Below are 15,803 nucleotides of genomic sequence, written 5' to 3' on the forward strand. Positions count from 1 at the left end.
TTGGCTACGAGTTCTAGGGAGGGCTAAGAGGCTGGCAGGTGCAACAGGCACTCTCTTGGGGGGTGGTGATCCTGAGCAGAGAACCACCCTGCAAGGGGACACCGCTGCTGGGAAGGAGCGACCCACCTAGGTGCGCCCGTGGAGCCCAGAACAAGAATCCCCCTGCCTTCAGGCAGGGGGGTAGGTCAACCTTTATCCTTAGCTTTTCTCCTCGCGGAGAGGGGAAGCTAAAACTTTATCCTCCATAGGTTACATGACGTTCGGTGGTGCGGAATTGCAGGATCGTCAGGCCTACCACAATTAAGAAGAGCACAATTGATTGGGCGGCTGCTCTGCCCAAATTGCCCGACGATATACCGATTTTGTAGATCTCGTAGATCAGCACCGAGGTGGATCCAGAAGGGCCGCCAGCAGTCAGCAGATCAATGGTGCCAAAAATATCAAAAAAGGCGTAGGTCATGTTGGTGATTACCAAAAAGAAGGTGACAGGGGAAAGCAGCGGTAGGGTGATGGAAAAAAAGCGGCGAAGGGCCCCCGCCCCATCGATGGCAGCCGCCTCCTGCAAGTCTCTAGGCAGGTTTTGCAGCCCGGCCAAATAAAACAAAATGTTGTAGCCCATCTGCTTCCAAACGCTGGCAAAGATCACCACCCAAGGGGCTAGCTTAGGATCCCCCAACCAGTTCAAACGTGGGATCCCTACCAGCCCCAGTAAGTAGTTGGCTACACCGCCCAAGGGGTTGAAGATAATGAAAAAGATGATGCCGGCCACTGCTGGCGAAATGGCGTAGGGCCAGATCAGTAAGATGCGATAGATCGCCGCTCCGCGAATGGGCTGGTAAAGCAACGTGGCGATCAACAGGGATCCGCTCAGCCCTAGCACCACGATAGCCGCCGAAATGGCGAAGGTAATCCCTAGGCTGCGCAGATAGGTGGAATCTGTCAGCAGAGCGGTAAAGTTATCCACACAGACGAAGCGGCTGGGCGGCGCCCCCACAAAGGTGAGCAGAGTGGAAAGGCGCAGGGTATCCAGCCCTGGATAGTAGAGAAACACCACCAAGATCGTGAAGGTGGGCAACAAGAGCAGCCACGCCAGCCACCCCTGCTTGAAGATACCCCTCTCTTGGGGGGTTGCACTGGGGATCCCCAGGCGGCGCTTCCGCTCCTTGCCGACCCACGCCAGCAGCGGCCAGAGGGGGATGGCCATGCCCGCCAGCACCAGCCCCACGCCAAAAGCGAAGTCGATGGCCTTGCGCTCTGGCGCAAAGGTGCAAAAATCCAGCGGCACCATGAAGATTAGGGATCCCAGCCCTCCTGCCAGCCCTCCCAGAGCCGTTCCTAGCAGTACAGGCTGCCCGATGCGCCGAAAACGGGATCCCACCCAGAGGGCCCCTGACAACCCTGCCAGCAGTGGCACCAGCACTTGCATCCCTTCCCTCATGTTCACTTTCCCCTCTAACCTTGCAAAAGCCAGGAAAGGGGCAGGTCGCCGCCCACCCCCTATCCTCGATTTCGCCGTCAATCTGACAGCATCCCAGCTACCGGCCAATTACTGATAGAGGGAGTTGTACTCGGCCAGCAGGCGGTTGGCCTCCTCGTTGGCCTTGGCCATGGCCTGGGCCGGATCCCCGCCCTTGAGCATGAGATCTTCCATAGTCTGGGTCACCACGTTGCGAATCTCAGGAAAGGCTCCCAGCAACGCCCCACGGGTGGCAGGGGTGACCTTGGAGTTGTTGATTTGGTCGATGGCAGTGAAGAAGTTGGGGTTTTCCTTGAACCAGCCCTGCGACTCCAGCAAGGCTACCGAGCTTTTGCGAATGGGCAGATAGCCAGTTACCTTGTGCCACTCGGCAGCATTTTCGGTGCTATTCAGCCACAACATGAAGGTCAGTGCCCCCTCTTCCACCTCTTTGGGCAGATCCTTCAGCAACCAAAGGCTGGCTCCCCCAATCAAGTTTCCTGTCCAACCTTCGTCGGCGTTGTAGGGCATGCGGGTGGTGACCAGCTCGATATTGTTCCGCTTGGCGGCGTTGGTGATGTTGGCCGCATCGGCGCTGCTGGTGATGGCCATGGCGACGGTGCCGGTTTGGATGGCCTGTTCCGTGGCCGCCCAATCCCGTTGCTTGCCGCTGTAGAGGTAGTAGCCTTTGTCGTACATCCTTTTCCACCAGGTGGCGATGGCTACCGAGGGCTCCGAGTCTAAAAAGACCTGGGTGGCACGGGCGGCGCGGCCATTTTCGTTGTTGGCCAAGAGAGCATTCTGCTGCGCCATCCACTGCTCGTAGAACCAGCCGTGGTTAGGCCAGGTAACGCAACCCTGGGGCGCATCGGGGAGGGCCATGATCTTCTCGCAGGCGGCTTCCAGCTCCTGCCAGGTGGCCGGTGGCTTCTCGATCCCAGCTTTCTTCAAAATGGCGGTGTTGGAGTAGAGGATGGGGCTGGAGCTGTTCCAAGGCATGGAGGTGAACTTGCCATCCAGGGTGTAGTAGCTCACCACCGGCTCGATGAAATCGTCGAAGTTCACCGGGATCCCGTTCACCTCGGTGCGGTTGCCCAGCGCCTCGGCGATGGACTTGAAGTAGCCGAAATCCCGTGCCCGTTGGGTGCCCACCTCAAACCACTGCACCACCGCCGGAGCGGCATTTTGTTGAATAGCGAGGTCGGTAGCCTGTTGAATTTCTTCGTAGTTGCCGTAGCCCTCAACAGTTACATTGTACTGAGGAAATTGCTTGTTAAACTCTGCCGCTTTCGCGCGGGCCCAATCGAGACGGTTATCGGTAAAGGCAATCCAAACTTTAACGTTGGCAGGAGACTGGGCAAAGCTGTCGGCAGCCAGGAAGGCAGCGCCGGCAGTAGCCACCAAGCCAGCGATGAAAGCCAGGAAAGTACGACGGGTTTTCATAGAAAAATGCAGTTGTATTCACTAAAGGCACCTCCGAGAATACTGCACCGACATTAAGAGCGGGTTAAATCTAGCCGGGATCCCCTCAGAAAGTGAACCCTCAGTCCGCAGTCAGAGTCAGATGAAATGAGCGCCCAGCCCAGGATTGGCAACTTCTCAAGGGGTCTCGAACATGAAAATGATGAAAAATGCAAGCTTTTGCCTGTTATTGGTTACTGCTTTACTAATGGCGCTTGCTCCCTTTGCGCAGGCTCGCCCCCGTCAACGCGCCCACTCCGGCACCTACACCCGCAGCGGGCCAAGCGCCAGAGCGGGTAGTGGAGGGATCCCGGCAATTCCTTCCCGGTCAAGGGGTGGAAGGGGACTATTCCGGCCAAGTGACCACCCAACAAGGCCAGACCTGGAACCTGAACCATCGGCACACCACGACTCGCACAAGTGAGGGTTGGCAACGGCAGGGCAGCACCACAGTGCAGAACGCCGAGGGCCAGACAGTGGGCAGCAGTTTGGGCCTGCTCGAAGGCCAAGCGGGACAAGGGTGTCAAGGCAGCGGCCAATTCAGCAACTCTCGCAGCCAACCCTACTCTACCGAGTCGAGCGGCACGCCGACCGGGCCAGGAGGCTGGCAGCGGGAAACCCGTGTCTTCAATGTCGAAGGGGATCTGCTTGGTGGCCCTGAGGGGGACGTGCAATGCTAATTTGTGCCAGCGCAAGGCTGGGTGAAAACAGTAGAGGGCAAGCAATCCATCCGCCACGCCGCCATAGTCAGCCCTAATCCGCGAAAGACCCGGAGGGATCAGGCTGCCCGACGTGCCGCTGCAGCGCCTGGATCCCGGCAGCCAGGGCAAAGAGAACGAAGACCAGCAGGGTGCTCAGGGCTGCTGCCTGGTGGGTGTAGCCCCCTTGTTGTAAGCCAAAGATGAGCCACCCAAAGGTTTCCGAGCGGGAGGTTACCAAGAGAGCAGAGAGGGTCAGCTCGGCAAAAGATTGCAAAGACACCAGCAACACCGCTGCCGTCAAGGCCGGTGCCAGTAGGGGCAGCAGAATGTGACGGAAGGTTTGCAGCAGAGATGCCCCATCCAGGCTGGCTGCCTCCTCTAGGCTGGTGTCCAGGCTGCGCCAAGCAGTTTGCAGCGGCTGTAGCGCCAGGGCCAAGAACCGCCCCAGATAGGCCATCAGGATCAGCCCTAGGGTGCCATAGAGGCTCAGCCCCGGCAGGGGCGGGGGCAGCCACACCAAAACGAGGGACAACGCAAAAATCAGGCCCGGCAGGGCATGCCGAGTCAATGTCGCCATCCCGCTGCAGAGCAGTGCCGCTCCTCCTGCCAAGCCCAAACCGTGCAGCGTGGCGCGGCGGGCCCGCTCCAGAGCGAAAAGGACGAGGCGGAAATGCTCCAGCGTCAGGTTAGACCAGACTAAGGGCAGGCCATAGGCCTGCAGCAGGGCAGTTGCAGCCACGGCCAGCAAAGGCCCGAGAATGAGCAGCATCGCCAATCAAGTGGGGGTGGCCCTCTTACAGGCAGAAGCCTACCAGCACCTGGAAGAGCTGAATTGCCGGCTGCAGGCTGCTGCAGGCTTTGGATCAGGCCAAGTCAGAGCAGATCGCTGAGCACAAGCTGCGCACCCCTTTGTCTACTGGGTCTAGAGTCTTTCGCCAGCGATCCCTCTATGCCCTTGGAGAGGGGCCAGGAGATGTTGAAGGCAGCCCTGCAAGTGCTGGTTGGCTGCGGGAGCTGCTGCAGGGTTAAGCTGGAAAGCAGCCTTGACCCTCCTACTGACTAAAGTTGGGGGATTCCTACGCAGTCCCCATACGGACTCGTAAAGGCGTTGTCAAACCGCCTCTACCCAGTTCCTTGAGGCAAAGCCCAACTTGGGTAGGAACTACCCCTTGTCTTTGGTATCGTCCTTGCGCAGAGGCTCGCCACCGGTCGGGTTTTTCACTACAGTTAGGTGGCTAGAAGCTCGCCAATGAGCTGTAACAAGCCGCCCTATGAGTGTTTATGGCCTTTTCCGCCTCGCCCTAAGGTACAGAGCTACCAAGCTATCCCTCTGGGTAGCCGACAGTGGGCAAGGCATCAAGCCGGAGTGCTTACAGGTTAAGGAGACAAAAAGATGCGGCGTGCTGCTCTAACCCTTGTGACCACGGGCCTTTTGGCCACAGCGTTGACTGCCTGTGGAGATGGCGGCAGCTCGGGGGGATCGCTCGTCATCCCACCCCCAAGCCCAACCGTTTCCTTTATCAATCCGCCCACCTTGGTGCGGGTGGGCACCTCCACGCCAGCTTTTACAGTGCAGGTGAGTGTGCCGGGCGGCGCCCGCTCAACCCAGTTTGTGGAACTGGAAACCTTTAACCCGCTTGGCACGCGCGTGCAAAGAGAGATCTTTAGCCCCCAGCAGGTTGGCTGCAGCCCAGGTGCCACTTTCTGTAGCTTCAATACCGACTTCCGGGTTGCTCCTGGCGATCCTGCCGGCGTTTGGCAGTTTCGAATCACTGCCTTTGACCAGCAAAACCGCTCTGGATCCCAGACTCTACTCATCACAGCCTTGCAGTAGGCAAGCTGGGCTGCTGTGTTGAGCTGAGGACTACCGGGGAGGGGAGGGGTTGGGCACCCCCTCGAGGCCTAGGTTCCTCAATTTTCCTGGACAGATCCCTCACTCCAGATCCCGACGGTTGGGGTTGCGGGCGGGGTCGTTGCTCAAGAAACCAAAGACAAAAAGCCCCACAAAAAAGATCACCACCGCGTAAACCGAGATTTTCAGTAACAGCATAGTTTCAACAACCCCTTTTCAACTGGACGAAGCCAACAAGCAACAAAGCACTGCCGCCGCGCCAGGAGCTCGTCAAGCTTGAGGCTCGGCAAAACTTCTTCACAACATCATACCTCTCTCCGGTCTCTATCCCCTAATGGAACCTCAACTCTCTCCCAGTTTGCAGGCAGGGATCCGGAGAAAGCCAAGGTGGTTAACTGGGAGTGCAAAGGAGAATAGCACCTTCTCAGGGACGACGGGGGAGAATGGAAGACCGACGACGCGTTGTTTGGGGATCTGCCCATGCCCTTCGACTTGTCCAGCAGTTCAGCTCCGCGGTTTGGCTGTCGGGATCCTTTGGAGGAGCAGGGGTCAAGCGGGGCGAGGCCTTGGTCGTCCAGCGGGTATCAACCGTGGCAACTGCAGGTTGCAGAGGGGATCTCAATTTTTCTCCACCACTGGCAGCCGGGATCCCCGCGGGGCCGGGTGTTACTGCTGCACGGCAAAGGGGATCACAGCGGGAGGTTTGGCTCCCTGGCAGAGGGGCTGGCAGCTCAGGGGTGGGAAGCTTTGGCACCCGACATGCGGGGATTTGGCCGCTCAGACGGCATCCGCTGCTGGATCGACTACTTCGGCCAGTACCAAGCAGATCTGGAGGCCATCGTCAAGCAAGTTTGGCCCCAGCGAGAGCTCCCGCAGATCTGGTGTGGGTACAGTGCAGGGGCCAATTGGGTTACGGAATATGCGCTTGCTCACCCCGACCAGGTGCAAGGTTTGATCCTTATCTCCCCGGCCTTTCGTATCGACCACTATTTCAACCACTTTACCTGGGGTCTTTTACAGGTCTTAGACAAGGTTTTGCCCCAGCTTGCTCTAACTGGCCTCTACGAACCCGGGCGGGTGACCTCCCTAGCGGAGCAGCAGGCAGCCTTGGCTGCAGATCCTTACGTGTGTGGTGTTACCCGGGCCCGGTTTACGGCGGAGCTGGTGCGCAGCGGCCGGCGCTGCCTTGAACAAGCCCACCGGCTGGAGCTGCCAGTTTTGGTGCTCTACACCTCTGCCGATGTTGTTGTCAATCCTGCTGGCGCTGTGGAGTTTGCCTGTCGGCTTCCCAAGGGTGAAGTCTACGATTTTCCCCAGTCGCGCCACGACCTTTTGCACGACTGCGAGGCTGCAGCTGTTCAGCAAGCAATTGGCTGCTGGTTGGAGCGGCATTTTCCCCCTCCGCTTTGACTCAGCTCCTGGGGCCCTCATGGCAAAATAGAGAGGCCCTCTTTCTCCTGCTCCTATGAGCCAAGACCTGATCTACCGTCCCCGCCGGCTGCGGCGCACCGAGGCCCTTCGCCAACTGGTTCAGGAGACCCACCTGCGGGTGCAGGATCTCATCTACCCCCTGTTTGTTATGGAGGGAGAGAACCAGCGGCAAGAGGTGGAGTCGATGCCCGGCTGCTACCGCTACACCCTGGATCTGCTCCTGAAGGAGGTGGAGGAGGCGGCCAACTTGGGGATCCCGGCTGTGGCCCTCTTCCCGGTGGTGCCCGAAGAAAAGAAAGACCCCACGGGGCGGGAGTCCTTTAACCCAGACGGGTTGATCCAACGGGCGGTGCGGCAGATCAAGCAGGAGATCCCGGAGATCCTCGTGATAACGGATGTGGCCCTGGATCCCTACAACAGCGACGGCCACGATGGCATTGTGCGGGATGGGGTAATTCTCAATGACGAGACAGTGGAGGTGCTGGTTAAGCAAGCCCTCTCCCAGGCGGAAGCAGGAACTGACATCGTTGCCCCCTCCGACATGATGGACGGTCGCGTTGGCGCCATTCGCGAGGCGCTCGATGAGCAGGGCTATACCGACGTGGCCATCCTGGCCTACTCCGCCAAGTATGCCTCTGCCTTCTACGGCCCCTTCCGCGAGGCCCTGGGATCTGCGCCCAAGTGGGGGGACAAGAAAACCTATCAGATGGATCCCGCCAACGCCCGCGAGGCTCTCAGGGAGGTGGAGCTGGACGAGGCCGAAGGGGCGGACATCGTGATGGTGAAGCCGGCCCTGGCCTACTTGGACATCATCTACCGTGTGAAAGAGGCAACTAATTTGCCCGTAGCTGCCTACAACGTGAGCGGCGAATACGCCATGATTAAGGCTGCCGAGCAAAAGGGCTGGATTGACGGCAAGAAGGTAATGATGGAATCCCTCTTGGCCATGAAGCGGGCCGGCGCCGACATGATCCTCACCTACTTCGCCAAAGAGGTGGCCCTGCTCCTACGGCAGTCCTAGCTAGGGCCTTCTAGACACCTGGGGAGATTGTCCAATCCAGGTGGGGGGCGTCCTTTTCTCCGCGTCGGCCACCAGGGTACTGGGATCCACCAGGCGCACCTGGAGTTGATCGGGCGGCACGCGGTTGAGACGTTCTTTGATCAGAGCCTGTCGTTGAAGGGGATCCATGCCGCGATCCACCTCCTCTTGCAGCCGCGAGACTCGGGCTGAGAGAACTTTGAGGTCTTGCTCCAAAACCTGCAGGCGGTGATGCTGGGCCAATTGCACCGGCAAAAGGCGATACAGGCCGCCGAGGGCAGCCGCTGTAAACAGAAGGTTCACCCCAATGCGACAGACCAGTTCCCACGCTTGCGGCTCTGGCTCTGGCCGTCTCCGCACTCGGGTCAAGGTTTTGTAACGGGAGGGCTGGCTGGGGACCGTGCGCGGGCCGCGAACCTGGGGAGAAGCAAGCGCTCCCTGCCCACCTACCCGGACCAGGGATCCCTGACCCTGCAAGCAATGCCGTCGTGGAGCCATAGAGACGACCCGCCCAGGCCTAAGAGCCTGCCCCGCCTCTACAGACAGGAGACGAGCCGGGGTACGCAAAGAAGACTTGGGTGTCACGGGAAATAGGGGGATGAGAGGCTACCTCTGCTGGCAGGAAGCGCAGCTAGGGCTTATTGAAGCCGATTTTCCCAGGTATGTCAGGGGCTGGCCCCAGACTTTTTTCTTTTCCGTCTTTTCAGCGCCAACTCGGCATGGCCTGGGCTGGTTTTGCAATTCCCCCAAGACGACCACGGCCAAGACTGCAGACGCGCTAGGCTAGAGGTTCAAGGGGGGAATGCTCTGCACAGATCCCAGGGAGTTGAAGAAGGGAAGTCCTATGCGCATTGCCATCACGGGTGGAAGTGGTTTCATCGGGCGCCGCCTGGTGGCCCGCCTGCTGGAGCGGGGAGATGAGGTGTTGGTCTTGAGCCGCCGCCCTGAGCAGGCCCGCCACGTTCTGGGAGCATCCCCCCACCTCAAGCTGCTGGGGTACGATCCCTACCAACCGCAAGCCTGGGCCTCAGCTCTGGAAGGGTACGAGGCCGTTGTCAACCTGGCTGGGGAGCCCCTAGCCTCTTCCCGCTGGACAGAAGCCAAGAAAAGAGAAATCCGCCGCAGCCGCGTGGAAACCACCCAGGCTCTCGTCCAGGCTCTTGCCTCCCTCGACCCAAAGCCCCAGGTGCTGATCAGCAGCTCGGCAGTGGGTTACTACGGCTCCCGACCCGAAGGGGATCCCCTAACGGAGGCGGCTCCGCCAGGCCAGGGCTTTTTGGCAGAAGTCTGTCAAGCTTGGGAAGCGGCTGCTCGCCCGGCGGAGGAGCTGGGGATCCGCCTGGCCATCCTGCGCACGGGGATTGTCCTGGGGCCCGCTGGGGGAGCCCTGGCCCAAATGCTCCTTCCCTTTCAGTTTTTCCTCGGTGGCCCCCTTGGCTCTGGCAAGCAGTGGGTCTCCTGGATCCACCGCGACGACTGGGTAAGCCTGGTCTGCTTCCTGCTGCAACAGGGATCCGGTGTCTTCAACGCCACTGCCCCCAACCCTGTGCCGATGGAAGAGTTCTGCCGCACTTTGGGACAAGTTTTGGCCCGCCCCTCGTGGCTGCCGGTGCCGGCGCTGGCCCTAGAACTGCTGCTGGGCGAAGCGGCTCAGGTGGTTCTAACGGGGCAGAGGGTGATCCCTCAGGCCGCGCTGCAGCTGGGTTTCACCTTCCAATATCCCCACTTAAAAGAAGCCTTGCAGCAAATCCTCATTCCCCAGGCCAACCGCTAGGCGCAGCTCTCTGGCAAAAAGCGAGAGGCAAGCCCTCACCGCCCCTTCCAAAGATCTGGGGAAGACTCTCTGGATCCCAGCCCTAGAAAGCCTCTTGGAGACAGTAGCCATCCCTAGGGTGACTTCAGGCCAGCTGGAGGCACCTTTTAGGCTTTCCTAGGGGATCGGGCCAGCGAGGCGCCTTCCGGATCCACCCGGTTGGCCAGCGCTGCAACCCCGATCATCGGCAAGCTCACCAGTAGACAGAAGGCCCACTGCGCCCAACTCAGGGGTGCCGTCTCGAAGAGAGTGTTGAACAGGCTCCATTGGCTAAAGAGGATCTGCAGTAGGATGGCCGCCCCAATGCCAATGGCAATAGCCGCCACATCCATCAAGCGTTCGTGGCGCTCCAACTGGCTGGCGCGCCCGCGGCCCAACAGGGTAGGGATAGCCTGGCTAAGGCTGAGCAAGTAGAAGATGCGCCCAATTACCAGCGCCTGAATGGCCATGCTGCGGGCCAGGTTGAGGTTGCCGGTGGTTTGTTCCACGTACTCGAAAACCCCGAAAATCAAGATCCAGTTAAATACCGACACCAGTAGGATGCGCTGCAGCAGCCTAGGAGAGAGCAAATTGGCGTTGGGATCCCGCGGTGGTTGGGTCATCTCCCGCCCCGTGGTGGGCTCGAAGGAGAGCGGCACCGTCATGGTGATGGAGTTAATCATGTTCAGCCATAGCACTTGAATGGCCAAAATGGGCAGCTCGCGGTTGAGGAGCACGCTAAGAAGAAGGGTCATCGACTCTCCCCCGTTCACCGGCAGGATGAAGGCGATGGCTTTAAGGAGGTTGTTGTAAACGGTGCGCCCCTCTTCGACGGCAGCCTCGATGGAGGCGAAGTTGTCATCGGTCAAGATCATGTCGGCGGCAGCCTTGGCCACCTCGGTGCCACCTCGCCCCATGGCAATGCCCACATCTGCCTGCTTCAAGGCCGGCGCGTCGTTAACTCCATCGCCGGTCATGGCCACGATCTGACCCTGCGACTGCAAGGCCTTCACCAGGCGCAGCTTTTGCTCCGGCACCACCCGCGCAAAGACGGATCCCTCCTTGGCGGCAGTGACAAACTCCTCTGGGCTAAGCTGCTCCAGATCCCGGCCGCTGTAGGCTTTTACCGGTTTGCCACCGCCCAGGCCCATCTGCTCAGCAATGGCTTGGGCTGTAAGCACATGGTCGCCGGTAATCATCTTGACTTGGATCCCGGCAGTCTGGCAGGAGCGCACAGCGGCAATGGCCTCCGGCCGCGGCGGGTCGATCATCCCCTGCAAGCCCAAGAAAATCAGCCCTTCCTGCAGATCTGAGTGATCCACCTGAGTTTGGCTAGGGGGGACGGCTTTTTGGGCAAAGGCCAGGACTCGCAGCCCCTGCCGCGCCAAGGCCTCCACCTGCTGGCAAATCCGCTCTGCTTCCAAGGGCTGGATCTCCCCTTGGGGACCCATCTGGCTGCGGCAGCGGGGCAAGAGAGCTTCTACGGATCCCTTGACGTAGATACAGTGCTCCTCCGGCCCCAACCGGTGCAGGGTGGCCATGTACTGAAACTCGGATTCAAAGGGGATACTGTCTAGGCGAGGGCGACGGCGCTGCAGATCGTCTCGATCCAGCCCCCCTTTCTGGGCGGCTACGAGCAGAGCCGCCTCGGTGGGATCCCCTACAACTTCCCACTGACCGTCGTCCTTGGGTTTGAGGCGGCTGTCGTTGCAGAGGCAGCCGGCCACCAGGCAAGCCTCCAAGGCAGGCCATTGGCGAAGTTCGACAGGGGAATTGGCCTCCTGAAACAGGATCTGGCCCTGGGGGCTGTAGCCACTGCCGGTAACCCGGTAGAGCCGGGATCCGGCGTAGATGGCCTGCACCGTCATCTGGTTTTCTGTGAGGGTGCCGGTTTTGTCCGAGCAAATCACCGTGGCGCTGCCCAGGGTTTCTACCGCCGGCAACTTGCGGATGATGGCATGGCGGCGGGCCATGCGGGAAACCCCAATGGCCAGGGTTACGGTAACTACCGCCGGCAAGCCTTCGGGAATAGCACTCACCGCCAGCGCCACTGCCGCTTCAAAGACGCTTGCTGCCGCTTGGCCCTGCACCAGCCCCACCAAAAAAGTGAACGCAGCCAAGGTGAGGATAATTTTCAGCAAGGTCAGGCTGAAGGCCTCAAACTTGCGCGTCAGGGGAGTTTGCAGGGATCCCCCTTCTTCAATGAGCTGGGAGATGCGACCTGTTTGGGTCTGGTTGCCGATGGCCACCACCACCCCCGCCCCTTGGCCAAAGGTGACGAAGCTGCCGGCGTAAGCCATGTTCTGGCGGTCGGCCAAAGGCGTGTCTTCCGGCAGGGATCCCAGCCGTTTTTCCACCGGCACCGACTCTCCCGTGAGGGCCGATTCGTCCACCTGCAAGTTGCGCGCACTCAGCAGGCGCAGGTCGGCGGGCACCCTGTCTCCCGAGCTCAAGAGCACCACATCCCCCGGCACCAGCTCCCGCGAGGGCAGCCGCACTTTCTGCCCCTCCCGCAGCACCGTGACTTCAGTCACCACCGACTTGGCCAGGGCAGCGATTGCCTCCTCCGCCTTGGCCTCTTGGATGTAGCTGATGAGGGCGTTGATCACCACCACCGCCCAGATCACGATGGCGTTGCGCCAGGATCCCAGGAACGCCTTGACCGCCCCAGCCACCATCAGGATATAGAGGAGGGACTGGTTAAACTGCTGCAGAAACTTGACCCAGGCCGGCGTTGCAGCTTTGGCTTTCAGCTCATTGGGGCCGTATTGCCGCTGCCGCCGGGCCACCTCGGCTTGGGAAAGGCCCCGCTCCAACAGTGCTGGCAAAGATAGCTCCTCTCCGAGGAGTTCCTGGATGGCTTGCTCCTCCGACAGGGCATGCCAGGCAGGGGCTGGGAGCAGCTCGGGGGATGAAGATTTAGCCATGATTCGGAGTCTTGAGTTCCAACACCGCGAGGGGTGGATGGGCTGCCCGCCCTCCTTACCTCTGATAGCCTAACCAATGCTATGGGCCCTTCCCGGCAAGGTGTCCTTCGAGCGGCTCCTTACCAAGGCAAGCGTCAACAACGGAGCCGGCTAAGTCTTGCTTAAAGTTCTCGATAGATAGAAAGGATGAGCATATTCTTATTAGGTAGCTAGAGCCTGTGGGGAGCCAAAGGGCTTCGGCTGACCTGTCCGAGCTCCTGGACGGGTGAGTTGGTTCTCTGGCTGTTTATATGGCCAATTGAGTCCAGCGGTCTCTTTTTTTGTTTCCGTTTTGAGGGAGTTATGGTAGTACCGACTACAAAGCCAAGGGAGTTGCAAGCCCAGTCAGCAGCAGTGCCGCAAAACGGCGCGCGCTCCGAGGTGCAGGGGGCTGCTTCTGGGAGTTCTCCTACAGTTATTCGCCATCAGATTGTTGTCGTCGGGGGAGGGGCAGCCGGCATCAGTGCAGCCGCCCAGTTGCTGGAGCGCCAGCGCAACCTCGACATTGCCATCATCGAGCCCTCCGACAAGCACTACTACCAGCCCGGCTGGACGCTGGTGGGCGGGGGCATTGCGCCGCTGGCCAAGTTTGTTCGCGATGAAAAAACCGTCATCCCCAGGGGAGCCAAGTGGATCCAGGCGCGGGTGGCCGAGCTGGATCCGGATCACAACCGCGTCATCACCGAGGCCGGCCAAGTTATCGAATACGACTACCTCATCATGGCCCCCGGGATCCAAATTGACTGGCACCTGATCGAGGGTCTGCCGGAAGCATTGGGCAAGGGCGGCGTGACCAGCAATTACTCCAAAGACTACGCCCCCTACACCTGGGAGACCATCCGCAACTTCCAGGGGGGCACAGCCATCTTCACCCACCCTGCCACTCCCATCAAGTGCGGCGGCGCGCCCCAGAAAATCATGTACATGGCCGACGACGTCTTCAAGAGCAAAAGCGGTGTTGGGGTCAACACTAAAGTTCTCTTTTGCACCGCTGCTGCCACTCTTTTCCCTGTGCCAGAGTACAGCGCGGCCCTGGAGAAAGTGGTGGAGCGGCGCGGGATCCAGGTAAAGTTCAAGCACAACCTCAAAGCCATCCGGCCCGAGACGCAGGAGGCCATCTTTGAAGTCACCACCGACAAGGGCAAGGAAGAGGTAAGCCTGCACTACGACATGATCCACGTGGCCCCGCCCATGAGCGCCCCGGACTTTGTCAAGCGCAGCCCCCTTGCCGGGCCGGGCGGCTGGGTGGAGGTGGACAAGTGGACGCTGCAACACCCCCGCTACCCCAACGTATTTGCTCTGGGGGATGCCTCTTCCCTACCCACTTCCAAGACGGCAGCCGCAGCCCGCAAGCAGGCGCCGGTGCTAGCGGAAAACCTCTTGGCGGCCATGCAGTCGAAGCCGCTGCCGGCCCGCTACGACGGCTACACCTGCTGCCCCCTGATCACCGGCTATAACTCCCTAATCATGGCGGAGTTTGCCTACGATGGGAAGCTCGCCCCTTCCTTCCCCCTGGATCCAACGCGGGAGCGCTACTCCATGTACCTAGCCAAGGTGCACCTCTTGCCTTGGCTGTACTGGAACCGCATGCTCAAGGGCAAGAAATTTGAGGCGGATATCTTCAAGCCCCTCAACAAGCTGGTGCATCGCTACTAGGGCTCTCCACCCCCCTCACCCCCAGCCCCTCTCCCCAAGGGAGAGGGGAGTTCTTTTACAGAGCTTGCTCGCTCTGCTGCTGTGTTGTCTTAGGTGTTACTGAGAAAGCTTGCTGGAAAAGCTACAAAGCATCTCTTAACGTTAACAACTTTTGAGATGTTCTCCTGGTCTCGGTGAAAGCTGAATAAGCTGAGGAGGAGAGTCTCACTCAAGGGCGTTGTTGCATGGGTTTCAGCGAGGGGGAGCTAGAGTATCTCCTTGATCTCCTCAGAAGGCGAGAGGACGTCATACAGCAGGAGAGAGAGATTCAAGCCATTACTCAGTCTCCAAGAAATTGGCGGAAACGGGATATCTTGCGTCAAGCAAGAGAGTGGGGTTGGGAAATTATCCATCGTCGTGCCAGACATCACACGCAAGCCGTTCTCGGGAATTTGAGGGTTACTATTCCCGGACATGGCGACGGCGATTGCTTGGGGATAGGAATAGCTCATAAAGTGTTGAAGGAATTAGCAGAGCCTAGACTTAGAGAACTGCAGCTCCAAAGACAAGATTGTAGCGACTTACTTGTTAGCTTTCTACTGAGTAGGGGTATTAGCCTTAATTCTTTGCTTGAGTCAAATTTATTAATCGAGCAGATTGAGTCTCTGGAAGAGCAGAACCTAAAGCTTGAGCTTAAAATAGTCGAGACTGAGGAAGCAGCTTTAAGTTTGCTCACCGAGAAAGAGCTTGAAAATCAAAGGCTAGCCAATAGAATAAGAGAGCTTGCGGAAGAGCAGCTTCGAGTCCAGGAGATTGTCAGTCGTGCCATTTTAGATCTGAAGAGACTTAAGCATCTCTTTGACCAGCTTCAGAATGTGGTGGATCACCTTCCCATGCCGGGGGTTAGGAGCTTGCTGCAAAGTTACCTGAACAAGATCATGTCTATTTTTGAAACTAACCTGCCTTCTGCCGGTTCTAGAAAGTTGCTTCCGGAGAACGAGCAGGATATTTACTATCAAGAGAAGTTACCTCTGGAGGATAACCATGGGTCTCATCGAGAGTCTTGAAACGGCAATCGCCGCCTCGCGGCGCAATTATGCCGAGCTCCTTGAGTTGACAGGGCAACTTGTTGCTGAGAGACAACAGCAAGGTCAACGGAATTGGCTACGGCTGAATGCCAAGCCCTGGACAGCAGCGACCCTCAAAAAATCTTTTGCTTCCTTTGCAGCTGCTCGGGCTTACTTTGGCAAGCGCTACGGTGTGAAAGCAAGAGGGTGGAAAGCTCTAGCAGAGCAGGTCAATACCGTTGAGACAGCGCTGATTCACCTGGGGCTGGCTGTTCGTGAAGACCCTCGGGCAGCTTCCCTTTTGGAGAAAGGAGGGAGCGCCCAGCAACCCTCTCCAATTCCTTGAGGAAAGGTGCGGATACTCTCACCTTTTTTCGCCGTTTGCTATCCCAGGGAGAGAAGA

14 protein-coding genes are annotated in these 15,803 nt (G+C 59.1%); 8 read left to right on the forward strand and 6 right to left on the reverse strand.

Features of this window, described 5'->3' with window-relative positions:
• Positions 1 to 235: 235 nt before the first annotated feature.
• Positions 236 to 1,438, reverse strand: coding sequence for a carbohydrate ABC transporter permease (locus NW830_RS10325; protein WP_414362625.1), 1,203 nt, complete (start codon positions 1,436 to 1,438; stop codon positions 236 to 238).
• A gap of 108 nt (positions 1,439 to 1,546) precedes the next feature.
• Positions 1,547 to 2,899: an ABC transporter substrate-binding protein gene (locus NW830_RS10330; RefSeq protein WP_414362626.1), complete on the reverse strand. Its 1,353-nt coding sequence runs from the start codon at positions 2,897 to 2,899 to the stop codon at positions 1,547 to 1,549.
• Between the two features lie 242 nt (positions 2,900 to 3,141).
• On the opposite strand from NW830_RS10330, the gene NW830_RS10335 reads away from it, so the two are divergent.
• A complete protein-coding gene (locus tag NW830_RS10335; RefSeq protein WP_414362627.1) occupies positions 3,142 to 3,597 on the forward strand; it encodes a hypothetical protein in 456 nt (151 codons plus the stop codon).
• 73 nt (positions 3,598 to 3,670) lie between these two features.
• On the opposite strand, the gene NW830_RS10340 is transcribed toward NW830_RS10335, so the two are convergent.
• A complete protein-coding gene (locus NW830_RS10340) occupies positions 3,671 to 4,387 on the reverse strand; it encodes an ABC transporter permease subunit (protein WP_414362628.1) in 717 nt (238 codons plus the stop codon).
• 624 nt (positions 4,388 to 5,011) lie between these two features.
• Here NW830_RS10340 and NW830_RS10345 point away from each other — a divergent pair.
• On the forward strand, positions 5,012 to 5,452 hold the full coding sequence (locus NW830_RS10345; RefSeq protein ID WP_414362629.1) for a hypothetical protein: 441 nt from the start codon (positions 5,012 to 5,014) through the stop codon (positions 5,450 to 5,452).
• A gap of 99 nt (positions 5,453 to 5,551) precedes the next feature.
• Here NW830_RS10345 and NW830_RS10350 read toward each other — a convergent pair whose 3' ends face one another.
• Positions 5,552 to 5,668, reverse strand: coding sequence for a photosystem II reaction center protein I (locus tag NW830_RS10350; protein WP_414362630.1), 117 nt, complete (start codon positions 5,666 to 5,668; stop codon positions 5,552 to 5,554).
• A gap of 282 nt (positions 5,669 to 5,950) precedes the next feature.
• Between NW830_RS10350 and NW830_RS10355 the strand changes: the two genes are divergently transcribed.
• Together NW830_RS10355 and hemB are read left to right on the forward strand one after the other, a co-directional pair.
• Complete coding sequence (locus NW830_RS10355) at positions 5,951 to 6,880, forward strand: lysophospholipase (protein ID WP_414362631.1); 930 nt, start codon at positions 5,951 to 5,953, stop codon at positions 6,878 to 6,880.
• A gap of 55 nt (positions 6,881 to 6,935) precedes the next feature.
• A complete protein-coding gene (gene hemB, locus NW830_RS10360; RefSeq protein ID WP_414362632.1) occupies positions 6,936 to 7,922 on the forward strand; it encodes a porphobilinogen synthase in 987 nt (328 codons plus the stop codon).
• Here the strand turns inward: hemB and NW830_RS10365 are convergent, their stop codons facing one another.
• On the reverse strand, positions 7,923 to 8,438 hold the full coding sequence (locus NW830_RS10365; protein ID WP_414362633.1) for a hypothetical protein: 516 nt from the start codon (positions 8,436 to 8,438) through the stop codon (positions 7,923 to 7,925).
• Positions 8,439 to 8,784: 346 nt separating this feature from the next.
• Here NW830_RS10365 and NW830_RS10370 point away from each other — a divergent pair, with 346 nt between their 5' ends.
• Positions 8,785 to 9,714, forward strand: a complete 930-nt coding sequence (locus tag NW830_RS10370) for a TIGR01777 family oxidoreductase (RefSeq protein WP_414362634.1) — start codon at positions 8,785 to 8,787, stop codon at positions 9,712 to 9,714.
• Positions 9,715 to 9,860: 146 nt separating this feature from the next.
• On the opposite strand, the gene NW830_RS10375 is transcribed toward NW830_RS10370, so the two are convergent.
• The gene (locus NW830_RS10375; RefSeq protein WP_414362635.1) at positions 9,861 to 12,659 is read right to left on the reverse strand and encodes an HAD-IC family P-type ATPase; all 2,799 of its coding nucleotides are present in this window, start codon (positions 12,657 to 12,659) and stop codon (positions 9,861 to 9,863) included.
• A 342-nt stretch (positions 12,660 to 13,001) separates the two neighbouring features.
• Between NW830_RS10375 and NW830_RS10380 the strand changes: the two genes are divergently transcribed.
• From NW830_RS10380 to NW830_RS10390, 3 genes are all read left to right on the forward strand, one after another.
• Complete coding sequence (locus NW830_RS10380) at positions 13,002 to 14,354, forward strand: FAD/NAD(P)-binding oxidoreductase (protein ID WP_414362636.1); 1,353 nt, start codon at positions 13,002 to 13,004, stop codon at positions 14,352 to 14,354.
• Between the two features lie 224 nt (positions 14,355 to 14,578).
• Positions 14,579 to 15,400 carry a hypothetical protein gene (locus NW830_RS10385; protein ID WP_414404688.1) on the forward strand — a complete coding sequence of 274 codons (822 nt, stop codon included), beginning with the start codon at positions 14,579 to 14,581 and terminating at the stop codon, positions 15,398 to 15,400.
• Positions 15,378 to 15,746 (forward strand): hypothetical protein, encoded by a 369-nt coding sequence (locus tag NW830_RS10390; RefSeq protein WP_414362638.1) that lies wholly within the window; start codon positions 15,378 to 15,380, stop codon positions 15,744 to 15,746. The genes NW830_RS10385 and NW830_RS10390 overlap by 23 nt, the downstream gene beginning before the upstream one ends.
• Positions 15,747 to 15,803 lie beyond the last annotated feature (57 nt).

It is taken from the genome of Synechococcus sp. OH30, assembly GCF_047462175.1.
GTDB lineage: Bacteria > Cyanobacteriota > Cyanobacteriia > Thermostichales > Thermostichaceae > Thermostichus.